Below are 24,122 nucleotides of genomic sequence, written 5' to 3'. Positions count from 1 at the left end.
GCGGCTGGCGTGCTCGCGACCGGAAATGCCGGGCTCGTCCCACGAGGCTCAGACGTAGTCCTTGTACTTGTCGAGCAGGCGTACGGGCTTCGAGAGCGCATCGCGGCGGAACGGGTCGCCGAGTTCGCGCGTGCACATGATTTCGACGATCGTGGTCTTGCCGTGATTCATCTGCATGTCGATCGCCTTCTTGAGCGCAGGGCCGACGTCCTCGAGCTTGTCGACGACGATGCCTTCGGCGCCCATGGCCTTCGCGATGCCCGCGAAGCTCGGGCTGTCGAGTTCGCCTGCCACGAAGCGCCGGTTGTAGAAGTCGACCTGATTCTTCTTTTCCGCGCCCCACTGGCGGTTATGGAACACGACCGCGGTGACGGGGATGTTGTGGCGCACGCAGGTCAGCGTCTCCATCAGGCTCATGCCCCACGCGCCGTCGCCCGCATACGAAACTGCGGGACGGTGCGGCGCCGCCACCTTGGCGCCGATGATGGTCGGGAACGCGTAGCCGCAGTTGCCCCAGCTCATCGCGGCGAAGAAGCTGCGCGGCCGGTTGAAGCGCAGGTAGCTGTTGGCGATCGAATTGATGTTGCCGATGTCGGTCGACACCATCACGTCTTCGGGCATCGCTTTCTCGAGCTCGCGCAGCACCTGGCGCGGATGCAGATACTGGCCGCCGGTCGGCGTGCGTTCCTTTTTCTGTTCCTCGATCATGTCGAGGCTGAACGGATCGCGCTCGTGCGTCCACTCGTCGAGCTCTTTTTCCCACGCGGCCTTTTCGGCGGCGATCTGGCTCGCGCGTGCTTCGCGCGTCGCGTCGCAGGTCAGCGTGCGCGTCTTCAGGCGCTCGGTCAGCGCGACGGCCGTCGCTTTTGCGTCGCCGCAGATGCCGACCGAAATCTTTTTGACGAGGCCGAGCATTTTGTGGTCGGCGTCGATCTGGATGATTTTCGCGTTTTGCGGCCAGTATTCGAGGCCGTGCTGCGGCAGCGTGCCGAACGGCCCGAGACGCGATCCGAGCGCAATGACGAGGTCGGCCTGCGCAAGCAGTTTCATCGCCGCCTTCGAACCCTGGTAGCCGAGCGGGCCGCACCACAACGGGTGACGCGCGGGGAACGAGTCGTTGTGCAGGTAGCTGTTGACGACGGGCGCGCCAAGCCGTTCGGCCAGCGCTTTGCATTCTTCGATCGCATCGGCCATGACGACGCCGCCGCCCGAGATGATGACGGGGAATTTCGCCTGCGCGATCAGATCGGCGGCCTCGTTGAGGCGCTGGTCGCCGCCGGCGCCGCGGTCGAGACGCTGCGGCTGCGGAATCTCGGCCTTGATCTGGCCGTAGAAGTAGTCGCGCGGAATGTTCAGTTGCGTCGGTCCCATCTCGGACATCGCGCGGTCGAAACAGCGCGCCGTGAATTCGGCCATGCGAGCGGGGTGCGTGACGTGCCCCTGGTACTTGGTGAACTCCTGGAACATCGGCAACTGCCTGGCTTCCTGGAAGCCGCCGAGACCGATGCCCATCGTGCCCGCTTCGGGCGTGACGACGACGACGGGACTATGCGCCCAATAAGCGGCCGCGATCGCGGTGACGCAGTTGCTGATGCCCGGACCGTTCTGGCCGATCACGACGCCGTGGCGCCCCGACACGCGCGAATAGCCATCTGCCATATGGCCCGCGCCCTGTTCGTGGACCACGGGAATGAGGCGGATGCCCGCGGGCGCGAAGATATCCATCGCATCCATGAAGGCGGACCCCATGATGCCGAACATGTCCGTCACGCCGTTGGCGGCGAGGGTTTCAACGAAGGCCTCGGAAGGCGTCATCGCCTGCGGACCGGTGACGGCGGCCGTGCCGGGGTTCGAATGCGCGTGATCGTGTTCGCTCATGGTGTCTCCGTGCTTGCATTAAATGGAACGAAATGTTCCTGAATATTTGTGCATGAGACGAATGTAGGTCATGAGGACTTCGTCGTCAACCTGTTTTGTAAAATAAACGGTACGTATTGTCTCTAAAAATTGACCGTCTACGCGGCGATGCGACGGGCGCGCGCAGGCGAGAGGTTCGGTGGGGCGCATGCTGTCGAGCGCCCGCGCTTGCGCCGACCGAACGGGCCCCGGCCACCCGTGCTGGAGCCGTCGCCAACTAGGTCTGGTTAAAAGGCGGCGAGCGGGTCCGCTTCCGATCCACCTTTTTGCCATGAAGGTTTTTAAGTTCTTCTTTAAAGCGGCGACTCCGCCAGACGCCTATTCATATTCCATTCGGATATTCGGCATCGTTAACTGGCGATCGATTTTTTAAAGGCATTTAATTTTCTTTTTTTGAGCGGGCAGGTTTTGTAGTGTTCGAGTGAGATTCAGGAAGTCCGTTTCGAGCCGAGGTTAATGATTAGTCTGATGATTTGACGCGCCACATCAGTAGTGCCAAGAACTCATATGGGAACTGGCATGAAAAACCGATACGAAGTAATTGATGCATTGCGCTTTGTTCTCGCTTCATGGGTCGCAATAGGGCACCTGGGCCATTTCCCGATCTTCGGCAAGCAGGCGATCGGCGCGGCCGGCGCGATTCACTCGATGGATCGATTCATCCATTCGCTGATATGGGGTTTACCAGCGGTCATGGCATTTTTCGTGATATCGGGTTTTTGTATTCACTCGCCATTCCGGCGGCCCGGCAAAATTCCAATCCTGAAGTTTTACCTGCGGCGCTATATCCGCGTGCTCGCGCCGGTCGTGGTCACCGTTACGCTGATGTCGCATCTGTTTCCTGAGATGCATATCTTCGGCAGCGATTCGATTTTGTGGAGAAGCATGCTGTGGAGCCTCGTCTGCGAGGAAATCTATTACGCCGTCTATCCGGCGCTTCGCGTGATTCGTTTCAAGGTGGGCTGGTGGCCCGTAATGGGCGTCACGATTGCGACGAGCATCGTGCTTTCCGATATATTTCGCCGCGCGGCTGAATGGTCCGACATCGGTCCGATCGCAACGGCGTTGATCCTGTTTCCCGTCTGGATCAGCGGATGCATGCTCGCTGAAAAGGCGCCGGCATTAGAACCGTTGGCAAGTACGTGGGCGATCTGGGCGTGGCGCATCAGCGCGTGGCTCACGATGTGGATCAGCGAATTCCTGCTGTTTCATATGGGTGTTTCGAAAGTCGTCAGCATGATGTACGTCGGCGGCGTGGCGTATTTCTGGATTCGCGCAGAGATCGCTTATCACAAGAACCGCGCCGCTTCGCCATTGCTCGTGGCGGCCGGCGCATTCAGCTACTCGCTGTATCTGGTCCACCCGAGCGTGCTCGAAGCCGTGAAGCGTTACGTGCCCGCGGTCGACGAATACACGCGTTCAGGATGGCTATTCACCGCGATCCTGACGCTGGTCTACGCGTACATCTTTTATCTGCTGGTCGAAGCGCCGTCGCATCGGCTAGCCAAGGGCATCAAGCTCTCGCCGGTGAAGACGCCGGTGGTGACCGAAGAACTGGCCTAGCGCGCACGTATCAATCGGCAGTATTTGCACGCGCATTTTCGACGGCATTTCTGGACATTTTCGGGGTATTTCGGCACGGGAAACAAACCGGGGCGCGATTCACCACGGCGGTGCATCGCGCAGTTGCGGGCGGAGATAACGCTGCAGGATCCGCCCAGATCAACTAATATCGCCGGTTTCACCCTTTTGTGTAAACGCTGAATCGATATGTCCACGCCGCCGAAGATTATCTACACCCTCACCGATGAAGCCCCCGCGCTCGCCACCTATTCGCTGCTGCCGATCGTCAAAGCCTTTACGCGATCGTCGGGCATTACGGTCGAAACCCGCGACATCTCGCTTGCCGGCCGCATCATCGCAGCGTTTCCAGACTATCTGAAAGCCGAGCAGAAGGGTGCCGACGATCTGGCGGAACTGGGCGAACTCACCACGCGTCCCGAAGCGAACATCATCAAACTGCCGAACATCAGCGCATCGGTGCCGCAGTTGAAAGACGCGATCACGGAACTGCGCGATCTCGGCTACAAGCTGCCGTCGTATCCCGACGTGGCCAAAACCGATGCGGAAAAGGACATCAAGGCGCGCTACGACAAGATCAAAGGCAGCGCGGTGAATCCGGTGCTGCGCGAGGGCAATTCGGACCGCCGCGCGCCTTTGTCGGTGAAAAATTATGCGCGCAAGCATCCGCACAAGATGGGCGCGTGGAGCGCGGAATCGAAAACGCACGTGTCGAGCATGAGCCACGGCGACTTCTACGGCAGCGAGAAGTCGGCGCTGATCGGCGAGGCAGGCAGCGTCAGGATCGAACTGACGGCGGCCGACGGCGCGAAGACAATGCTGAAAGAGAAGGTGGCGGTGCGCGCCGGCGAGATCATCGACGCGTCCGTGATGAGCCGCAAGGCGCTGCGCGCGTTCCTCGAGGCGCAGATCGCCGATGCGAAACAGCAGGGCGTGCTGTTCTCCGTGCACCTCAAGGCGACCATGATGAAGGTCTCGGACCCGATTCTGTTCGGCGAAGTCGTGTCGGCCTTCTATAAAGACGTGCTGGCGAAACACGCCGATACGCTGGCGGCGGCGGGCTTCAATCCGAACAACGGTATCGGCGATCTTTACGCGCGCCTCGGCGATCTGCCGGCGAGCACGCGCGACGCGATCGAAGCCGATATCGCCGCGCAGTACGCGCAGCGCCCGCCGCTCGCGATGGTCAATTCGGACAAGGGCATTACGAATCTGCATGTGCCGAGCGACGTGATCATCGACGCATCGATGCCGGCCATGATTCGCGAGTCGGGCAAGATGTGGGGCGCGGACGGCGCGCTTCACGACGCGAAGGCGGTGGTCCCGGACCGCTGCTATGCCGGCGTCTACCAGGCGACGATCGAGGACTGCAAGCGTCATGGCCCGTTCGACCCGGTCACGATGGGCAGCGTACCGAACGTGGGCCTGATGGCGCAGGCGGCCGAGGAATACGGCTCGCACGACAAGACCTTCCAGATCGCGGCCGATGGCGTGGTGCGCGTGACCGACGCGGCCGGCAACGTGCTGCTCGAACACACGGTCGAAGCCGGCGATATCTGGCGCATGTGCCAGACCAAGGACGCGGCCGTGCAGGACTGGGTCAAGCTCGCGGTGACCCGCGCGCGTGCTTCGCATACGCCGGCGGTGTTCTGGCTCGACGCAAAGCGCGCTCACGATGCGCAACTGATCAAAAAGGTCGAGACCTACCTCCAGCAGCACGATGTGAGCGGCCTCGATATCCGTGTGCTGGCGCCGGTCGACGCGACGCGTTTTTCGCTCGAGCGCATCCGCGCGGGCAAGGACACGATTTCGGTGACCGGCAACGTGCTGCGCGATTACCTGACGGACCTGTTTCCGATCATGGAACTCGGTACGAGTGCGAAGATGCTGTCGATCGTGCCGCTCATGGCGGGCGGCGGCATGTTCGAAACGGGCGCGGGCGGCTCGGCGCCGAAGCACGTCCAGCAACTGGTGCAGGAAGGCTTCCTGCGTTGGGATTCGCTCGGCGAGTTTCTTGCGCTGGCGGCATCGCTCGAGCATCTGAGCAACGCATACGGCAATGCGAAGGCCAAGGTGCTGGCGACGACGCTCGACGAGGCCACGGGCAAGCTGCTCGACCTGAACCGGTCGCCCGCGCGTAAGGTCGGCGGCATCGACAATCGCGGCAGCCACTTCTACCTGAGCCTCTATTGGGCCGAGGCATTGGCGAATCAGACCGAAGACGCGCAACTGAGCGCGCAATTCAAGGGCGTGGCGGCCGCGCTGGCGCAGAACGAGGCGCGCATCGTCGAAGAACTGGGGGCGGCGCAAGGCAAGCCGGTGAATATCGGTGGCTACTATCGTCCGAACACCGATCTCACGAGCAAGGCGATGCGGCCGAGTTCGACGATGAATCGCGTGATCGACGCGATCGCGTAATGCACCTCGGGGCGGCTCTCGATGCCGCTCCCTGCGACCTGGCACGGTGTGATGCGGGCCCTGGGTTCTGCGTGAGCTTCTCGCGCGCGAAACCAGGGCCTTTTTGTTTGAATGTACGGCGGGATGGAACAGGGACCGCTACGACCTGTTCGATTCTGGCCGTGACTGCCGGGTCGGCGCGACAGGCGGATGGCGCATGGAGCAATGCGCTCATTCTCCCGAGGAGGTCGACATTACGCGCAAGCCCCGTGCTATGTTGTTCGACGCGGATACGCCGAATCGAATGCGAAACCGCCGGAGAAGGTGGCGCCGTGATTGTTCAGCAGGTGCAATACCGCATCGAGCGACATTCGCATCGCGGACTCGACCCAGCCTCCGTCGCTCGCATACGCTTCCCCCGCGAGATATAGCTTCGACTTCGCGCTATGCGTCTCGTTATAGCGCAGGAGGGCGCGATTCGGCTGCGCAATTCCCGCCCGATACACGCGTGCCGCGCCGCGTATTGTCGGCCGTCTACTCCAGTGAATTACCGCCGTCTGCGTTTCATCGACATAGTCGGAAATTTTCCCGGCGACGCCGCTTTGCGCAAGCATGCGGTCAAGCGTGGCGATGCAATGCGATACAAGCGCGCTGTCATTGGTCTCGCTTAACAGACCTTCAGACAACTTGTCCCACGTGTAGCTCAACAGAAGTACACCCGGATCCGAAAGGCGTGGCGTATCGACGGCATACCCGTAAGTCGTCTCCAGAAAATTGTCGGACGCGATCAGTTGAGGAATGGCGGATTGCTCCCAATACCGTGCTTTCAAAGCGACAAATACTTTTGAACTCGCGAGCCATTCGGACATGCGATCGGCGCCAACGACTTCGGGCGGCAAGTCCGCGTCGGTGAAGCCGGTCATCCGGATCGCGCAGCGGTTGCCGGCCATCGGCGCAGTGATGAGCACGGCGTCGTAACCGCGCCGATGCGATCCGCAATCGATATGCACTTCGTCATCGATACGCAGCACCGATTCGACCGGACTGCGCGTGTAGAGCCTGACGTGGTACCGGCTGTCGCGCGATGCATCGTAAAGGGAGATCGCAGCGGCGTGCGCGCTTTGCACGGGACAGTACAGCATCGCTTCGGCGATCGACTGCACGCCAAGATACCGCGGCGCGGCCAGCGGATGACCGAGGCTATCGGTGAGCGACGTGTCGCCGGCATGAGGTCCGCCGGCGTAATCGCCATCGGCGTCGAAGCGGCCCTGAATCAATCGCAGGTCGTCGAAGAAACCGAAGAAGATCATGCGGAAGATGAGCATCGACGAAAAGTCGAGATAGGCGGCCCACGGGCCATTGCCGATGCCGGCTCGCTCGATCACGCAAAGCTCCTGTTCGTTCATGCCCGCGCCGCCGAAGTCGCCGTTGGCGCCTCGATTATCTTCGACGCGCGCCGGCGTCAACAGGACGTTGCGAAAGCTGTCGCGCCAGTAGCGTTGCTCGATCGCGTGCCACAGGGCCGGCCACTGAGGTGTGCCGAACGAGGCCCGCACTGCCGTCACGACGCGCGATGCGAACGCCAGCCATTTTTGTTGCAGGGCTTCGACTTCAGGCGCGAGCGGTAATGCCTCGCTGCGCGGCTTGAGACTGAACGACGATGTTTGTTCCGAGAAGACGCCAAACGATACATCGGCGGCGTCGGCGGTTGGAAAAGGCTGCGAGCTCAGGTCGAAGCGCTGCATATATTGCGCAGAGGCTGCCGCCGGGCCTGTTGGTTGTGTGAACATCGGAATGCGCATCGCACCGAGTTCGAATACCGTGTGCTGTCCATCAACCGGTTGTGAGCGCAACCGTCCGCCGACGCGTTCGGATGCCTCGTAAATATCGAGGTTCGTCACTCCGCAGCGGAACAGTTCGTGCGCAGCGGTCAGTCCGGCGATGCCCGCGCCGATGATCGCGACGCGCAAGCCAGGTTGCGTGTTCTTCGCGATACCGGCGTGCTGCGTATCGCTCAAAAGCCGCGAGTAGTCGAAATTGAAGTCGGCAGGATATGGATAGTTAACGCGCCACGCGCTCGATGTGACGATGTTGTTCATGCACACTTCCATCGAAGATGTGTTTCGGGAGAACGCGATGCAGCGCTTGCCGAGCGTGGCATCGGTCCGGTTCAGGCAGGTTCGGTTTCAACCCATGATAGGGTCCGCGACGTGAGCGCGTGTTCATGAGAGGCGCATGATGCGTGCACGAGAGCCGCCTTTTGTATTGGCCAGAAAGGCTTCTAAAGCGTGGTCATCGCGTCAGCGTCGGACGTGATGCCGGCGGGCGCGAGTTTGTCGGGCGCGCGCGTGCGGGATCGATGCGAAAACCGACAGCGAGTCGAATGCCGGTTTTCCGCGGCTGCAACCGGTTATAGAGCTTGCGCCGTTCCTCACGGAAAGCATGGCGCGCATTAATTGCTGCTGGATTGAACCGCCTCCGTGATGAGCCGGGTGCTGCGGCGGTACGTAAGATAAGCCCAAAGCCAGTCGACCGCGACCGCCGTGCGGTTTCGTCCGCCCGCCAGAAACATGATGTGTGCGACGCCCCAGAGCCACCACGCAAGCCCGCCCGATAGCCGCAGTCTGCCGATTTCGACGACTGCTGCTTGCCTGCCTATCGTCGCTAGGCTGCCGAAGTGACGGTACTGGAATGCTGGCGGTGCGGCGCGCCCCGAGAGATGCGCGTCGATCACGCGGGCCACGTATTGGCCCTGCTGCTTGGCCGCGGGCGCAAGGCCAGGGACAGGCGCGCCTCGCCATCCCGTGCTCGATGCCGTGTCGCCGATTGCATAGATCCTGTCGTGCGACGGCACGGAAAGATCGTCGCCGACCTTGACCCGGCCGGCACCGTCTTCCGCCTGGCCGAGCCACTTCGCCGCGGGGGACGCCGCCACACCGGCGGCCCACAGCACGGTACGCGATGCGATCCGGTATGGCCCCACGTCGACGCCTGTTTCGTCCACGCCGAGCACCCTGGTTTCGAGGCGCACGTCCACGCCGAGGCTGCGCAGCGAACGCTCGGCGACTGCCGACAGCGATGCGTGAAACGTCGGCAGCACGCGTGGCCCGGCATGCAGCAGGATCACGCGCGAGGTGGAAGGATCGATCGCGTGATATTCCTGGTCCATGCCATGCCGCGCAAGTTCGGCGATTGCGCCTGCGAGTTCGATTCCAGTCGGTCCGCCGCCCACGATCACGAAAGTCAGCCACGCAGTACGCGCGGTTTCGTCCGCCGTGCTCTCCGCTGCTTCGAACGCTTTCAGAAGGCGGCTTCTGATCGAAGTGGCATCTTCGACGGTCTTGAGTCCGGGCGCGTAGGGCGCCCATGCATCCTTGCCGAAATAGCTATGGCGTGCGCCCGTGGCCAGCACCAGATAGTCGTACCTTTCCCTGTTCTCGCCGATCACGACTTCTCTTGCCGCCGTATCGATGCCGTTCACTTTACCGAGCAGGATGCGCACGTTGCGTTGTCCCCTGAAGAGGCTGCGGATCGGCGTCGCGATTTCGGTTGCGGAGAGCGCGGCCGTTGCGGTCTGATAAAGCAACGGCTGGAACAGGTGATAGTTGCGCTGGTCGATCAGCGTGATGTCGCAGCGCGAATTGCGTAAGCCATAAACGGTCGATACGCCGGCAAAGCCGCCGCCCACCACGACCACGCGCGGACGATGCCCGCCATCGCGATCCTGATCATCGGTGTCAAGGATCGTCCATTTGGCGAGCAGTCCGTCGACCGACAGCATGCCGGCGCCGCCGCACATGAGGCCGAGCAGCAGGAGCAGCACGGCAAGCCGTTCGTCGAGGGCCATCGCGATACCCGCGAGCGGGATCAGCCCCGCACAGATCGCCGCGGCAAGGCGTGTCGCGCAACCGAGCGCCAACGCGCCCGCAAGCGCGATCGCGGCCCACGCGGGAATGTCGAACGGCATCGTGAAGGACGCCGGCATCGGCATATCGGCCGGGACAAGGACTTGGCGGAAGGGAAGGGCGAGCGCAACGGCCAGGCCGATTCGTGCAGCGAACAGCAACACCGGTGTCAGATAGAGGCTGAATGCCTGATAGCCTGCCCTGACCATCCGCAGCGAGGCGAGCGGACCGAGCGGCGCGAAAGGCGTGCCACGGCCTAGCAGCGCGTCGAGCGAAAACGTACCCGGACCCGCGACGACAAGCCAGATCAGCAACGGCGACACGATGCCTTGCGCGTTTCCCATGACCGTCGTCAATGCGCCCGCCAGTAAGGCCAGCGCGAGAGGGCGCGTCAGCAGTCCAAGCGAAAGCAATAAAGGCACGGCTGCGCGCAGGGCCACATCGAGGCTCGAAGGAACGGGAAGCACGGCATGCAACAGTCCGTGCGATTCGCTCTCGACCATGCCCATGATCTGATGCGCGAATACGACCTGGCCGATCCAGAGGCGCGTCGCGAGCAGGAACCACGGGGTGCCGAGACGCTCGATGGTCGCGGCTGACTGAAGCATGCGGCTACGAAGCTTTCGAAGCATACGATCCCTCCGGAGATGGACGAGCCAATGCGCGCGTCAACGACGCGAGATCGGCCGCCGACAGGCCGAAGTCTCGTGTGAAGAGTGAAGACGACTGGCGTGCCGCCGGCCGCGCCGGTGCTGCAACGGGTACGGCTGCCGATAGTAACCAGAAGTCACCATGCGCGCAGTGACGCCACATTGAGAAGTGTCGTATCTGCACTCCATATGAGGCTTCGCGCGACCAACAGCGGAATCTCAGGCTTCGAGTTAGCGGCTTCTTTCCATAAACGGCCATGACCGACGCGGGCCATTTCCAATCAGATGACAGCCTAAATTAGCGAATTTTCGCCATGTTTAACATATCCGTTAATCTTCTGGAAAACGCGGCGGCCGCCGCCGAGACGGCGGGGTTAGGGGGGAGTTTGGTACGGGGGCTTGAGGACGCATACGAGCGAATGCAAGACCTACCAGCCAAGCCGCAACATCCGCATCTATCGCCATCCGAGCGCTGGCGCGACATGCGTCAAAATCGAGCCGATCACATGGGCGCAATACTCGACACCCAACTGATTGGGCACGGTCAGAAGCAACGTATCGGCTTGCGCAATCGCCTCGTCCTTTGCAAGCAGCTCGACGAGCCTGTCGGGCTCTGCCGCGTAGGTGCGGCCGAAAATTGCGCGGATGTTCTCGTCCAGCAGACCCACGGTGTCCTCGCTATGGGAATCGCGCCCAAAATACATGCGATCCTGATCGTTCATCAAAGCGAAAATACTGCGGCTGACTGACACGCGCGGTTCCCGATGATGGCCAGCTTCCTTCCACGCCTGCCGGTAAGCGTGGATCTGCTCTGCCTGCTGAATGTGCAGAGGGCGGCCTGACTCGTCGTTCTTCAGTGTCGAACATTGCAGGTTCATCCCCATCGTGGCCGCCCAGACCGCCGTGGCGTCGGAGCCCGAGCCCCACCAGATCCGTTCGCGCAGGCCTTCGGAATGCGGCTCTACGCGCAGCAGGCCCGGCGGATTCGCAAACATCGGCCGCGGATTCGGTTGAGCAAAACCTTCGCCGCGCAACACCTCGTAAAACACCTCGGTATGGCGCCGCGCCAGATCGGCATGCGTTTCGCCTTCCTGCGGCGCGTAACCGAAATAGCGCCAGCCGTCGATCACCTGTTCGCCGGAGCCTCGACTGATGCCAAGCTGCAGCCGTCCGCCCGCGATCAGATCGGCTGCGCCGGCGTCTTCGGCCATATAGAGCGGGTTTTCGTAGCGCATGTCGATTACAGCAGTGCCGATCTCGATCCTGCTGGTTCTGGCGCCGACGGCAGCAAGCAGCGGAAACGGCGACGCGAGCTGGCGGGCGAAATGATGAACGCGAAAATACGCGCCATCCGCGCCGAGTTCCTCGGCGGCCACCGCGAGTTCGATGGATTGCAGCAGGACATCCGATGCCGAACGTGCGTTCGAGTGCGGGGAATTGGCCCAGTGGCCGAATGAGAGAAAGCCGATCTTTTTCATTTCAATCTTGGTGCGTATGCATTCGATGGGGAAGGTGTCTGATGTCGACGAAGCATAGCGCGATCGGCAGCGGGACGCTGCCAAGCCTGAAAGGACGGACATCCTGACCTGGCCCGAACCAGACATCACGGAATGGCCGATTCCGGTGACCAACGTACGCGTTCGGTGCGTGATGGTGGCACCGCGATCGAGCGCTCGGCCCGATCGCGTCGCATCATTGTTCCGCGTGGCCGAAGAGTCGCAGGCGCGAGACGCCGCCATCCGGGAATATGTTGAAACGTATGCGTGACGAGCGGCGCTGCGTCCGGCTCGAACGTGTGCGCACGATCCATCTGCAAGCACCGTTCGCCGAGGAGCGCCGGCCAGAACATCGACTGTGTGACCAGCGATTCGTCCGTCCCGCCTGTCACGCTCGCGCCCTGCAGCGAACAGCGATCTGCGAAGTTGCCCTTGAAGTGAGCGGATCGCCGCCATCGTCAATCTGATCTGCTCGCTGGTGGCGGAACGTCTGCGCGAGCGCGGCAGCGCGCATCTGCAACGCGTCGAGGTATTGCATCAGCAGTTGCAGGAACTGGAGTGAAGGACAACCGTGATGAAACCGAATAGCGGCCACGTGCTCAGGTGTGCAGACATTGCCCGACTGCCGGAATTCGAAGAGCTCTGCGCCGTTGCACATGAAGCACGCCGTTTAGGGGCACGGCGGTATCTTAGCCAGGACCGTCGCTCGCCGCCGCGAGAAGCGGCACCACGAAATCGCTGATCGGAGTGGCAATGCCGTGCAAGCGCGCACGTCGCTGCACGACCGCGTTACGGCTGTCCCATTCGAGCGGTCGGCCCGCTTTGCGGTCGGCGAGAATCGAGGTGCCGAGATCGGCGGGCGAACGATGAAACGCGTCGACAATCTGCTGCGCAACGTCGTCATCGAGGGTAGCTCCTTGCGCGCGTGCGACCGCGAGACATTCGCGGAGATAGGCAAGCGATAGCGCGGTAATATCGGCGCGGGAAAACATGCCGGAGCGGCGGCCCGTGAGCACCATCAGTCCAGCGACCGCGTTTTGCAAAAGCTTTCGCCATGTCAGGGAAGTGAAGTCCGCCGCTACATCGACCGCGCAGCGCGTGTCGCGCAACGCCGCCAGCACGAGGCCGGTGTGAGGGGTGTCGGGTAGGGTGATGCGCGGTTCGGCGCGCAGCCACACCGATGCGTCCGGCTCGCGCTGGGCGGGAAACCACACCACCGATGGCAGCACCGGGCAGCCTGGCACGTGAGGCGCAAACAGGGCTTGCTGTTCGACGCCGTTTTGCAGCACACAGACAACCGTTTTCTCGCTGCACAATGCGGCAAGCCATGGTGCGGCGGTTTCGATCTGGGTCGACTTGACCGCCACGAAAACGAGATCGAACTCATGCGCGACATCGGCGGGGTCGGTTTTCACCGGTCCCGGCACGCTGATGGAACCGCCTTCGAAATGCAATACCAGCCGTTCGTGAGCGGTGCGGCCGAAGAGTGCGGGTGTGCGTCCAACCTCATGCAGTGCGGCAGCCACGGTGGTGCCGATTGCCCCTGGGCCAATGAGTGCGATGCGTGAGCATTTGAGCCTTGTCATTCTTTTATCCTTTCTGTCACGCGAAGGATACAGTTCTCTAAACCATGCGGACAAACCACTTAAATTAACGCCTTTCTTTAGAAAAACTGACACGATCGTTCCGATCATGGCAACACCACAGGCGTTTCGTTCAAGCAGATGCAGCCGGCGATCCGACGGCACGTGCCGAAGCCGCGATCGAAAGAAAAATTGCGCGATCGTTCGATGTCAAAGACAGACCACATACTCATGGATCAGGCGACGGTTGGCCGCCGTGTCGGGGGTGCGGCGGAATTCTTGGACTGGTTTATGTCGTGAGCCCGAGGCTCTCCCGGTATTCGATCGGACTGAGTGCGCCAAGCGAGATCTTGATCCGTTTCTCGTTGTACCAGCGAATGTACGAGTCGACGACCTCAATGAACTGGTCGGTGCTGACGGTCTGCCAGTCCCGGGAGTAAAACAGTTCCGTTTTCAGTCGTCCAAAGAAGCCTTCGCACGCCGCGTTATCGGGCGAGCAGCCCTTGCGCGACATTGAGCGAATCAGATTGGCCTCACGTATCCGGGTAAGCCAGCCTGGCCAGCGATAATGCGCACCGCGATCTGAATGGACAACAGGTCGGCTACTGCTACTACCGATTGCGTCGATGGCGGCATCGAGCATCGTGTTCACAAGCTCGGCGTCTGGTCGCGTACTGATCGACCAACTGATCACAAGCCCATCGAAGCAATCAATAACCGGCGCCAGATAGACTTTACCGGCAGGAATCTGGAACTCCGTGATGTCTGTGAGCCACTTTTCATTCGGTGCTGCTGCCCGGAAATCGCGGTTGATAAGGTTCTCGGGAGCCGGACCTATTTCTCCAGCGTAGGAGCCGTATCGTCGTCGCCTCGTTGTGGCCGCGCTTAGCTGCTCCTGCTTCATCAGGCGCCGAACGACCTTCTCCGAGATGAAGACTTTCTGCCTGCCAAGTGCCGCGCGCACCCGGCGATATCCATAGCAGCGGTGATTGAGCTCGAAGATATCTGCGATGGCAAGGCGTACACGAGCGTACTTGTCGGCAGTCTGTATCCGTGCCCGGTGATAGAAGTAGGAGCTACGGGCGAGCCCCAATTCCGCAAAAAGCTCCGGCAGCGTGTAGGTCTGTTTCAGGGCATCAACCAGCATTGTCTTCTCCCGATTCGTCAGGAGTTGCGGGTCGACGCCCAGGCCTTTTTTTATTATTTCATTGGCCTTCTTCAGGATGTCGTGTTCGATCTGGAGCTTCCGGATGTCTCGTCGGAGTGATTCGACCTGCTGCTCCAGCGTCGCTTTCTCGGAGCTCTCCGGCGGATCGTTGCGGCGTATCATGATTGAAGCAACCTCCTGACCGAGTAACCGATTTCTCCAGTTGTACAGCGTTGGGCGGCTCACGCCAATCTTTTTAGCAACTTCCTCTGCGCTTTCGCGTCGAGTGCACAGATCGATGACCGCTGTCCGCCTGCGCTCTGGTGTATGCCGAATACCCGAAGCCTTCCCGAGAACGCGTTTCGTTCGCTCGGGATGCAACTCGTCAAGCCAGGCGACAAGCGTCCCGCGTCCCGGATACCCCAACGCTTTCGTCGTTGCAGCCAGACACTGGCCATGGCTCATATAGTGGTCTGTGGCCGCCTTCTTTTGTTCTTCCGAATAGCGCGGCCTCAGGCAAATACGTTCCTTCGGCAAATCCAGACATCGCTCGTACGTGTGATACCAACGTTCGAGAGACTTCGTTGTCGGATAGCCTAATTGACGAACGGTCGCTGTAAGCCGCTTTCCAAGCTTCAGGTAGAGCTTGACCGCTCGGATGCGGTCTTCGTACGAGTACATGGACTAGCTCCCAAATAGTCCAAGAATTCCGCCGCACCCCCAAACCAGACATTACTAAATGGCCGTTACAGGCGTTCTGGTGCTAATTTATATTATGTCAAATTACATCGATTGAACATCGAACCCAGCTTGCGTGCATCCATTTAACCTGCACGACCAACAGCGCTCCGTCGCCGCGTCAGACCTGCCCATCGTTCGGCCACGGGCGCCGTTGAACGACAACGTTCACCGGCGCCCGAACCCGTGATGCGTGAACTCAGGTGTTGAGGTCGGACAATCCCGCCGCCTCTACGCCTGGTTTGGCAGAGGAATTCTCGGCTTGCACGAACGCGGCTTCGAAATCGCCGAATTCCATGTTGTCGACCCGGCCATCATGATTGCCATGATGATCCATCAACTGCCCTAAGCTCTGTGAAAACCCGGAACTGCCACCGTCGCCGTCGACCTTTGCGAGGCCCGCGAGAAATTCGCTATGGGAAACAGAACCGTCGCCATTTGCATCGAACGCGTTGAAAAGCTGGTCTGCTTGTGCATTGCTGCCACCGTAGTCACGCACCAGCTTTTCAAACTCGGCCTTCGATACGCTGCCATCGAGCCGAACAAGTGGGCCTGAGGCAGCCGCTGTCGAGACCGACCCGGCAGTCTCGGAGTCCAGCGGATTGGAGTAAAGCGTCCACGCGGTAATCCCCTTCGCCGCAAGCTCCGCAAACCCCATGGCGCTCGGATCGAAGGTAATCGGCTGCGAAGCTGCCTGCTGCTCGTCAGATGGGATGCCGGAACCGCTGCCGGTCGAAGGTTGCCCGGACGATACGTGCGTTGGCACCACAAATGCCATATCGCCATCGTATCTCGATGAATGCTTTTCGGTAATGGCGGTGTATGCGCTATTGGACAATTCAGTGAGGGGCGTAAGTCCCATGGCGACTTCTCCGTCGATAAGAGCAATTCTTGAACCGCTGGGCGGGCAATGTCGTGGTGCGAAACTCTCGGGGCACTGCTTATTCTGGATGAGAATAGCAACTCGTTCCGGCGTCGAAAGCCTGAAAAGCAGTGTGAAAAGATGCGTTATCAGGCGATCATTGATCGATAGTCCGGAATCACATTCAATTTCATTGCTTCGGATATGTAATCGACTCATCTGGCATGACGTGAAAACGAAGCTTCGAGAGTTGTTGCCATCGACAACAGGTCATACGCTGCTTGCGTGGTGGCAGCCCGTTCATCTCAGAGAACGCTTCGAACCGGAATTCAGGCGTTTGACGGCTAGCCGATCGCACGAGGGCCGAGATCGAGTGCGAAAAGGTAACACGGATAGTCCATGTCACCGGCTCTATAGCTGGTGTCGCCGGTTTTTAGAAAGCCGTATGTCCGATAGAACTGGATCGCTTCATCATTCAGCGCATTCACGACCAGCACCAGCTTATCGACCTTGCGTAGCCGGGCTTCCTTGGTAGCCTCGTCAACGAGCCGTTTGCCCAGGCCGTTTCGATGGAATCGGTGAAGAACGTGCAGTCGCTTGATTTCAAGCACCGCTTTCCCGGGCTCGCCGGTCGCTTCGCCATCCGGTCGGGGCGCGAGAGCGAGGTAACCCACTGCGGCCTGGCCACGCTCGACTTCCGCCAGCCAGATCGAGACGTTGGGGTTGTCCAGAAGTGCCCTGTAATCTTCCCGTGTCTGCTCCGTTTCGATCAGGTCATTGAGATTTCGAGAGCTGATTATGCCAGCGTAAGTTTGCAGCATTGTCGCCTGCCCTAAAAACGAAAGGCTTCTTTCATCACCGGGTCTGGCTCTTCGTATATCGAAAGTACTCATGGTTTATGCATCCCTGTTTGGCTTGAGTTGCTAATGCAGAATCAGAAATTATTACGCCGCCACTGATCGTCATGGCATGCCGCCATGATCTGCTGGGGCACTTCAAATTGATCGCATCGCATTCTCGATATGAAATCGTCACGCTTTAGATGTTGTATTGCGTCTATACGCACCCAGTGAAGGCTTGGCAGGCAACTCGAAATTTCGAAGAAACTGCTGGAACGGGACGCAAGCGGGCACGAAAGCGAAGCACCATTTTCCTGGGTTTTACCGCAGTTTTATTATTAAATTTAAATAAAATCGGGCGTGAGAAAGATGATTTATCCGGTTACACGCATTGTATATTTCATCTGTTTTGTTTTGTTTTGCGCGGATAGTGTCACGCCCAAGCCGGCAGGTAATAAGAGTGTTGACCGGCAGACCTGAATCTCGCCGGAAAACATCAGCGCATCGCACGAAACATCATCCGGATGTCGTGTACGACCGCGTCCGGATTTTCGTAATAGCCGAAGTGCCCGCCGCGTGCATGCGCGTTCAGATACGCAAGATTGAAAAACGCCGCACGCGGACCGGTGCGAAACACGTCGGCTCGCTGCTCGACCGTCACGCCCGGTGGATTCTCCCCGCCGAGAAACGTGATGCCAGTCGGGGCTTCGACCGGCGGCATGCGCGAATGTGCGGGCCGCCAAAGCCGGCGTGCCGCATCCGCGTAGGCGCGCATGGACGAGCCGGCCGTGCCGCTCGCCCAGTAGATCATCGCGGTGGTGATCATGTGCTCGCGTGTATAAACGCGTTCGACGTCGCCCTGGCTGTCGCCCCAATTGCGCCAGCGCTCGAGCAGCCACGCCAACAGGCCGGCCGGCGAATCGTTTAGCGCATAGGCGAGCGTCTGCGGGTCGAGTACATGCACCGCATAGTGCGAGGCAAACTTCGCCTGGCTCATCAGCAATGCGTTGCGCTGCTCGGACGTCCGATCGGACGCGCGGTTGGCGCTGTTCGTGTCCCAGGCACGCGCGGTCGCATCCCAGGGTCGGTCCGTGCCGAACTGATCGAGCAGCATTGCATGCATCAGGTGGATGCCATAGAGGCTCGACGCGTAGCGATGGCCTAGCTGCGACGTGATCAGCGCACCCCAGTCGCCGCCGCTCGCCGCATAGCGCGAGTAGCCGAGACCAGCGGTCATCAGTTGGTGCAACAGCTCGGCAGTCTCCCAGAAGTTGACGCCGGACTGCGGCGGCGGCCCGGAAAATCCGTAGCCAGGCAGCGACGGCACCACCACGTCGAACGCGTCGGCTGGATCGCCGCCGAACGCGGCCGGGTCGCTCAGCGGGCCGACCACCTTGTGCATGTCCCAGAACGACCACGGCCAGCCGTGCGTGATGATCAACGGAATCGGTGCGGGGCCGCGGCCGCGAATGTGCAGCAGGTGGATCGGTGTGCCGTCGACCACCGCGCGGAAATTAGGCAGCGCATTGATACGACGTTCCACTGCGCGCCAGTCGTACTCATCGCGCCAGTAATCGAGCAGTTTCGACAGGTAGCGCGCATTAACGCCGTAACGCCAGTCGTCGTTGCCGGGATCGTCGGGCAGGCGCGTCGCACGCAGGCGTCGTTGCAGGTCGTCAAGCAACGTGTCGGGAATGTCGACGCGAAACGGTGTGATGGTTAAAGTCATGTTGGGGTCGTCTGGTGTGCGGCGACGGCGCGACAGGCCGCCGCTTACGTTGCTTAAGCCGCTTACGTCGCTTGAGCCGCGCGTTCGTCCCGCGTCCGTACGCGGCGCAGGCCGGCATACAGATCAGTTCGTCGCCAGTAGCACTTTGGTTACAGTGGCCGGCGCATCATCCTTGTGCCGGCGGAAGCGATGTGCAAAGCAACCGCTCCCCGACGCGTGCGTATTGGCTGGCTGGACAATGGCGTGGGGCGTCATCACGCGAAGGTCAACAAGGCCCCCTGCGCGAGCGATCAAGTCATAACCTCGGCTACCAACATGTACCCGAGGCCCCGGACCGTCCTGACTAATCTGGGCCTCGACGGATCGTCCTCGAGTAGCTGGCGAAGTCTCCGGATTCGCACGTCGATACTGCGGCCGGATGCGCCGTAGTCGCGCCCTCGCGCCCGGACCAGCAGATTTTCCCGGCTCACGGCCTGATTCGGTGTGGCAGCGAGTGCCGCGAGCAGCCGCGCCTCTGCGGTGTTGAGGTCGACTACGCTGCCGTCTCTCGTCAGCTGGCGCAGTGCCATGTCGAAGTAGAACCGTCCGAAGATGAGATCGCGCTTGCGATCGATTTGCCGGTCGCCATGCACGGACCTCTGCCGGAAAATTGCGCGAATGCGCGCCATCAGTTCATCGGGCAAGAACGGCCACGCGAGATGGTCGTCAGGTCCGCTTGCAAAGCCGTTCACACGGCCGATCGGGCCGTCGCCGGCAGTGAGCATCAAGGTCGGGATCGCTCGCCCCGCGAGGCGCAGGCGTTCGTACACCGACAACCCGTCGTCCGCTTGCATCGTGGTGTTCAGTATCAGCAGATCGAACGGTTCGAGTTCGATCCATCGATACAGGCGCGCGCGGTGGCCGACCGTCCGCACCTCGAAACCTTGTGAAGTCAGAAAGCCCTGCAACGCATCGAGCCGCCTGACTTCGTCGTCCACCACAATGATTCGCCCGGCCCGCCCTGCTCGCTGCTCGCATTCGAATTCAAGACTCATGTTGACTTAACCGGAGGTTAGCGAAGCCGTCGATGCTGGCGTCAAGCCGCAGCTTTGCCTTCGACTGGTCGTGTCGAATCTATGCGAGAAAAACAGGTGTCGATAGCGCAATCAGTTGCCGCAGGCAATTTTGTGTTGCCTGAAAATCCCGGCAGCGCGCTGCGTCAAGCTGACAACGGCCGGTGAACTGATCGCCGGCGATCGCGAACGCCGGCGCGGAAAGCAGTGCGGAAAAAAGCGTGGAAAAAAGCGCGCGACAGGAGGCGACCTCTACCAATCCGGAACGGGGCTTCAGTTCTTCTCCGCTTCGACGCTGCGCAGCGCGTACGGATCCTCGCCGACCACCTTGATCGTCTTCCCGGTCGACGAGACGAGCACCGACGGATCCCACGAGCCATGCCCGCTCATCTCCCGATGCTGCTCGATGAGCAGCGCCCCGAGATACTTGCCGCGCGATACCACGCTCAGCGCATTGCCGTCGGCGACGAACCGTTGCGGCCCGCCCGATGTCGGTACGGCGTGGATGGCCGCGGTCGAATCGGTTGCCGCGGTCAGAAAATAAACAGTCGCGCCGTCAGGCGAAAAAATCGGATGATCGATGTCCGCAAGCACGCGTTCCGGCTTTTCTTTTCCCTTGGACTTGCCGGTTACGAGCCGGACTGCTTTGTGATCTTTCAGATGGATGACCCACAGATCGCGCACGGCCGGACTGTCGTTCGCCTCGTCGACGCCTCGCGTCTGCCTCGTGAAGGCGACCGCGTCGCCGGTCGGCGAGATTGCGGGCGCGTCGTCGGCGCCCGTTTCAGTCAGTACTTCGGTCGCGCCGCCGGGCGCCGTGTAAACGATGTTGCCTTCCTGTACCGACACCGAGCCGATCGGAGCGGCAGCCCAGCACGCATGGAATACGAAGGTGCAAAAGCAAAGCGCAGCGCAAGCTGCGGCGATCGCCGGTAGGGCCGGTCTCATGGGCGGTGTCCTGATGAGCAGGCGATGGAGCGCAGGCCTGCCTCCATCGCCGGATTGTCGATACCGTCTATATCGGCCACGCATCGAACGTCTTGAGGCCGATCTTCAATCCGAAACCGCCGGGAAACCGCCGGGAAACTGCCGCAGGAACCGCCCTCCCGCTTTGTTACTTGACCGGAAACTCCTTATGCCCGCCGAATCCAAACCGCATCGCTGAAAGCATCCGTTCAGGAAACGCCCCCGCATCGCGCGACCGGAACCGCGTATAGAGGGCCGCCGACAGCACTTGCGCGGGCACCGCCTCCTCGATGGCCGCTTCGATGGTCCAGCGCCCTTCTCCGCTGTCGGCGACCTCGGTCGAAAAATGTTCGAGCGTGTTGTCCTGCGCGAGCGCGCCCGCCGTCAGGTCGAGCAGCCATGACGACACGACGCTGCCGCGCCGCCACACTTCCGCGACGTCGGCGAGATCGATCTGGTATCGCTGGCCTTCCGGCAGCTCCGCCATGCCCTTGTGCTCGAGAATGTGGAACCCTTCGGCATACGCCTGCATCAGTCCGTATTCGATGCCGTTGTGCACCATCTTCACGAAATGCCCGGAGCCGACCGGCCCCACGTGCATGTAGCCATTCTCGACACGCTTGTCGCGTCCCTCGCGGTTCGGCGTGGCGGGAATGTCGCCGGCCCCCGGCGCGAGCACCGAGAGGATCGGATCGATGCGCTTCACGATGTCGTCCTCGCCGCCGATCATCATGCAGTAGCCGCGCTCGAGTCCCCAGATGCCGCCCGATGTCCCGACGTCCACATAGTGCAGCCCTTGCTCGCGCAACTGCGCGGCGCGGCGGATATCGTCCTTGTAGAAGGTGTTGCCGCCGTCGATTATTACGTCGTCCTTGCCGAGGATCTTGCGCAGATCGCCCAGCGTGTCTTCGGTGATCTTGCCGGCCGGCAGCATCAGCCACACGACGCGCGGCGCCGTGAGCTTCGCGACCAGATCGCCGAGATCCTTCGCACCGGTCGCCCCTTCCTTCGCAAGCGCTTCGGTCGCCTGAGGATTGTGGTCGTAGACGACGCACTGGTGCCCTCCGCGCATGAGCCGGCGTCCGATATTGCCGCCCATGCGCCCCAATCCCACGATTCCGATCTGCATGATGTGTCACTCCTTGCCGTTGGATTTCACTCGCTCGATCTGTTTCTTCGCTGCTTCGTAGACGCGCTCCGGCGTAAAGCCGAACTTCGTTTTCAAGGCCTTCAACGGAGCCGAGGCGCCGAACGTATGCATAACGATCTGCGAGCCGAGACGTCCGACGTAGCGGTCCCAGCCGAGCGTCGCGGCCTGCTCGACCGCGACGCGCGCATGCACGTCGGGCGGCAGCACCGACTCCTTATAGGCCAGATCCTGCTTTTCGAAGATGTCCCACGACGGCATCGACACGACGCGCGCCGCCACACCTTCGGCCTTCAGTTTCTCGTAAACCTCGACGCACAACGACACCTCGCTGCCGGTTGCAAGCAACAGCACCTCGGGCTTCTTGCCGCCTTCGGCGTCCGCGAGGACATAAGCGCCGCGCCGCACGCCTTCGGCCGGCGCGTATTTCTTGCGATCGAGTGTCGGCAGCGGCTGGCGCGTCACGACGATGCACGCGGGCTCGTGCGGATGCGTGAGCGCGACTCGCCACGCTTCGGCGGCCTCATTCGCGTCGGCCGGCCGCAGCGTCGTGAGCCCAGGCACGCCGCGCAGCGACGCGAGCTGCTCGATCGGCTGGTGCGTGGGACCGTCTTCGCCGACGCCGATCGAATCGTGCGTGAACACATAGACCACCGGCACTTCCATGATCGCCGACAGGCGGATCGGCGGCTTCATATAGTCGCTGAAAATCAGGAACGTCGATGCATAGGGCCGCAAGCCCGACAGCGCGAGGCCATTCGCGACTGCGCCCATGCCATGCTCGCGTATGCCGAAGTGCAGATTGCGGCCCGCATAGCTGCCGTGCTCGAAGCTGCCTGCGCCTTCGAACTTAAGATTCGTTTTCGTCGACGGCGAGAGGTCGGCCGCGCCGCCGATCATCCATGGAATACGCTGTGCGATCGCATTGAGCACCTTGCCCGACGATTCGCGCGTCGCGATGCCTTTCGTGTCGGCTTCGAAGGTCGGAATGTCGGCGTCCCAGTTATCGGGCAGCTTCGATTCGAGCATCAGCGACAATTCCTTCGCAAGTTCAGGATACTGCTTGCCGTATGCATCGAAACGCTTTTGCCACGCGTTGTGTGCGCTCTTGCCGCGCGCGCCCATGCCCTTCGCGAGGTGATCCATGACGCCGTCGGGCACGAGGAATTGCGCATCTTCGGGCCAGCCGTAGGCACGCTTCGCGAGCCTGATTTCTTCTTCGCCGAGCGGCTCGCCGTGTGCGCCCGAGGTGTCCTGCTTATGCGGCGCACCCCAGCCGATAATGCTTTTCACGACGATCAGCGTCGGCCGGTCGGTTGTCGCTTTCGCTTTTTGCAGTGCGGATTCGAAGGCGGCCGCATCGTTCGCGTCGTCGACGTGCAGCGTGTTCCAGTTGTAGCCGCGAAAACGCGCCTCGACGTCGTCGCTATACGCGAGATCGGTATGTCCTTCGATCGTCACGCGGTTGCTGTCGTATATCCAGATCAGATTCGAGAGCTGCAAATGACCCGCGAGCGAAGCGGCCTCGTGCGAGACGCCCTCCATCATGTCGCCGTCGCCGCATAGCGCATAGACGCGGTAATCGAACAGCGTCGCGTCCGACCGGTTGAAGTGCGCTTCTTTCCAGCGCGCGGCCATCGCCATGCCGACGCTGTTGCCGAGTCCCTGGCCAAGCGGACCTGTCGTCGTCTCGACGCCGGTCGTCATGCCGTATTCCGGGTGGCCCGGTGTTTTGCTGTCGAGCTGCCGGAACTGCTTGATGTCGTCGAGCGACACCGCGGGCTTGCCGGTCGGCTTGCCCTGCGCATCGACTTCTCTTACGCCGTACAGATGCAGCAGCGAATACAGCAGCATCGATGCGTGCCCGACCGACAGCACGAAGCGGTCGCGATTCGGCCAGTTCGGTGCGTCGGGGTCATACCTGAGATGGTTCTGCCATAGATGAAACGCGACCGGGGCTAGCGCCATCGGTGTGCCGGGATGGCCTGAATTGGCCTTCTGGACGGCATCCATCGACAGCGTGCGGATGGTGTCGATGGCGAGGCGATCGAGGTTCGGTGCAGAGGACATAAGCGACGACTCCCTTGTCAGAGTGTGCTGCGGCACACCAGAT

16 protein-coding genes and 1 pseudogene are annotated in these 24,122 nt (G+C 61.2%); 2 read left to right on the top strand and 15 right to left on the bottom strand.

Translation table 11 applies throughout. The features are described from left to right. Window positions 1–48: 48 nt before the first annotated feature. Window positions 49–1,878 carry a sulfoacetaldehyde acetyltransferase gene (gene xsc, locus BTO02_RS11335; RefSeq protein ID WP_075157119.1) on the bottom strand — a complete coding sequence of 610 codons (1,830 nt, stop codon included), beginning with the start codon at window positions 1,876–1,878 and terminating at the stop codon, window positions 49–51. A 558-nt stretch (window positions 1,879–2,436) separates the two neighbouring features. Here xsc and BTO02_RS11330 point away from each other — a divergent pair. Both BTO02_RS11330 and BTO02_RS11325 read left to right on the top strand, forming a co-directional pair. Beyond that, window positions 2,437–3,480, top strand: a complete 1,044-nt coding sequence (locus BTO02_RS11330) for an acyltransferase family protein (RefSeq protein ID WP_075157118.1) — start codon at window positions 2,437–2,439, stop codon at window positions 3,478–3,480. Window positions 3,481–3,687: 207 nt separating this feature from the next. Then, complete coding sequence (locus BTO02_RS11325; protein ID WP_075157117.1) at window positions 3,688–5,916, top strand: NADP-dependent isocitrate dehydrogenase; 2,229 nt, start codon at window positions 3,688–3,690, stop codon at window positions 5,914–5,916. 251 nt (window positions 5,917–6,167) lie between these two features. Here the strand turns inward: BTO02_RS11325 and BTO02_RS11320 are convergent, their stop codons facing one another. The 14 genes and pseudogenes from BTO02_RS11320 to tkt all read right to left on the bottom strand — a co-directional run bounded on the left by BTO02_RS11320 (window position 6,168) and on the right by tkt (window position 24,079). Beyond that, window positions 6,168–7,994 (bottom strand): flavin monoamine oxidase family protein, encoded by a 1,827-nt coding sequence (locus BTO02_RS11320; protein WP_198039135.1) that lies wholly within the window; start codon window positions 7,992–7,994, stop codon window positions 6,168–6,170. Window positions 7,995–8,347: 353 nt separating this feature from the next. Further along, entirely contained in the window at window positions 8,348–10,432 is a 2,085-nt protein-coding gene (locus tag BTO02_RS33840) for an NAD(P)/FAD-dependent oxidoreductase (protein ID WP_083615083.1), read from the bottom strand. 473 nt (window positions 10,433–10,905) lie between these two features. Next, window positions 10,906–12,081, bottom strand: a complete 1,176-nt coding sequence (locus BTO02_RS11310) for an LLM class flavin-dependent oxidoreductase (protein ID WP_232243334.1) — start codon at window positions 12,079–12,081, stop codon at window positions 10,906–10,908. Window positions 12,082–12,142: 61 nt separating this feature from the next. Further along, a pseudogene (locus BTO02_RS11305) lies at window positions 12,143–12,338 on the bottom strand (hypothetical protein). Further along, a complete protein-coding gene (locus tag BTO02_RS34760; protein WP_198039134.1) occupies window positions 12,335–12,604 on the bottom strand; it encodes a hypothetical protein in 270 nt (89 codons plus the stop codon). Before BTO02_RS34760 ends, BTO02_RS11305 begins: the two are co-directional and overlap by 4 nt. A 31-nt stretch (window positions 12,605–12,635) precedes the next feature. After that, window positions 12,636–13,532 carry an oxidoreductase gene (locus BTO02_RS11300; RefSeq protein ID WP_075157114.1) on the bottom strand — a complete coding sequence of 299 codons (897 nt, stop codon included), beginning with the start codon at window positions 13,530–13,532 and terminating at the stop codon, window positions 12,636–12,638. 286 nt (window positions 13,533–13,818) lie between these two features. Further along, window positions 13,819–15,357 (bottom strand): IS3 family transposase, encoded by a 1,539-nt coding sequence (locus BTO02_RS11295; protein WP_075157113.1) that lies wholly within the window; start codon window positions 15,355–15,357, stop codon window positions 13,819–13,821. Between the two features lie 256 nt (window positions 15,358–15,613). After that, on the bottom strand, window positions 15,614–16,495 hold the full coding sequence (locus BTO02_RS11290; RefSeq protein ID WP_083615082.1) for an EF-hand domain-containing protein: 882 nt from the start codon (window positions 16,493–16,495) through the stop codon (window positions 15,614–15,616). Between the two features lie 125 nt (window positions 16,496–16,620). Beyond that, complete coding sequence (locus BTO02_RS11285) at window positions 16,621–17,169, bottom strand: GNAT family N-acetyltransferase (protein WP_075157111.1); 549 nt, start codon at window positions 17,167–17,169, stop codon at window positions 16,621–16,623. Window positions 17,170–17,611: 442 nt separating this feature from the next. Beyond that, entirely contained in the window at window positions 17,612–18,844 is a 1,233-nt protein-coding gene (locus BTO02_RS11280) for an epoxide hydrolase family protein (RefSeq protein WP_075157110.1), read from the bottom strand. Between the two features lie 290 nt (window positions 18,845–19,134). Next, entirely contained in the window at window positions 19,135–19,878 is a 744-nt protein-coding gene (locus tag BTO02_RS11275; RefSeq protein ID WP_075157109.1) for a winged helix-turn-helix domain-containing protein, read from the bottom strand. 291 nt (window positions 19,879–20,169) lie between these two features. Further along, window positions 20,170–20,844 carry a TolB family protein gene (locus BTO02_RS11270; RefSeq protein ID WP_198039133.1) on the bottom strand — a complete coding sequence of 225 codons (675 nt, stop codon included), beginning with the start codon at window positions 20,842–20,844 and terminating at the stop codon, window positions 20,170–20,172. A 166-nt stretch (window positions 20,845–21,010) separates the two neighbouring features. Continuing rightward, the gene (gene gnd / locus BTO02_RS11265) at window positions 21,011–21,991 is read right to left on the bottom strand and encodes a phosphogluconate dehydrogenase (NAD(+)-dependent, decarboxylating) (RefSeq protein ID WP_075157107.1); all 981 of its coding nucleotides are present in this window, start codon (window positions 21,989–21,991) and stop codon (window positions 21,011–21,013) included. 6 nt (window positions 21,992–21,997) lie between these two features. After that, a complete protein-coding gene (gene tkt / locus BTO02_RS11260; RefSeq protein ID WP_075157106.1) occupies window positions 21,998–24,079 on the bottom strand; it encodes a transketolase in 2,082 nt (693 codons plus the stop codon). Window positions 24,080–24,122: the final 43 nt, after the last annotated feature.

The organism is Paraburkholderia sp. SOS3 (assembly GCF_001922345.1).
GTDB lineage: Bacteria > Pseudomonadota > Gammaproteobacteria > Burkholderiales > Burkholderiaceae > Paraburkholderia.
The sequence above is the reverse complement of the archived record's forward strand: the minus strand, read 5'-3'. Positions and strand labels throughout refer to the sequence as shown.

Excerpts from the sequence above, each read along its gene's own strand:
- xsc (WP_075157119.1), bottom strand. The coding sequence starts at position 1,878 with ATGAGCGAACACGATCACGCGCATTCGAACCCCGGCACGGCCGCCGTC.
- BTO02_RS11330 (WP_075157118.1), top strand. The coding sequence starts at position 2,437 with ATGAAAAACCGATACGAAGTAATTGATGCATTGCGCTTTGTTCTCGCT.
- BTO02_RS11325 (WP_075157117.1), top strand. The coding sequence starts at position 3,688 with ATGTCCACGCCGCCGAAGATTATCTACACCCTCACCGATGAAGCCCCC.
- BTO02_RS11320 (WP_198039135.1), bottom strand. The coding sequence starts at position 7,994 with ATGAACAACATCGTCACATCGAGCGCGTGGCGCGTTAACTATCCATAT.
- BTO02_RS33840 (WP_083615083.1), bottom strand. The coding sequence starts at position 10,432 with ATGCTTCGAAAGCTTCGTAGCCGCATGCTTCAGTCAGCCGCGACCATC.
- BTO02_RS34760 (WP_198039134.1), bottom strand. The coding sequence starts at position 12,604 with ATGTGCAACGGCGCAGAGCTCTTCGAATTCCGGCAGTCGGGCAATGTC.
- BTO02_RS11300 (WP_075157114.1), bottom strand. The coding sequence starts at position 13,532 with ATGACAAGGCTCAAATGCTCACGCATCGCACTCATTGGCCCAGGGGCA.
- BTO02_RS11295 (WP_075157113.1), bottom strand. The coding sequence starts at position 15,357 with ATGTACTCGTACGAAGACCGCATCCGAGCGGTCAAGCTCTACCTGAAG.
- BTO02_RS11290 (WP_083615082.1), bottom strand. The coding sequence starts at position 16,495 with ATGAGTCGATTACATATCCGAAGCAATGAAATTGAATGTGATTCCGGA.
- BTO02_RS11285 (WP_075157111.1), bottom strand. The coding sequence starts at position 17,169 with ATGAGTACTTTCGATATACGAAGAGCCAGACCCGGTGATGAAAGAAGC.
- BTO02_RS11280 (WP_075157110.1), bottom strand. The coding sequence starts at position 18,844 with ATGACTTTAACCATCACACCGTTTCGCGTCGACATTCCCGACACGTTG.
- BTO02_RS11275 (WP_075157109.1), bottom strand. The coding sequence starts at position 19,878 with ATGAGTCTTGAATTCGAATGCGAGCAGCGAGCAGGGCGGGCCGGGCGA.
- BTO02_RS11270 (WP_198039133.1), bottom strand. The coding sequence starts at position 20,844 with ATGAGACCGGCCCTACCGGCGATCGCCGCAGCTTGCGCTGCGCTTTGC.
- gnd (WP_075157107.1), bottom strand. The coding sequence starts at position 21,991 with ATGCAGATCGGAATCGTGGGATTGGGGCGCATGGGCGGCAATATCGGA.
- tkt (WP_075157106.1), bottom strand. The coding sequence starts at position 24,079 with ATGTCCTCTGCACCGAACCTCGATCGCCTCGCCATCGACACCATCCGC.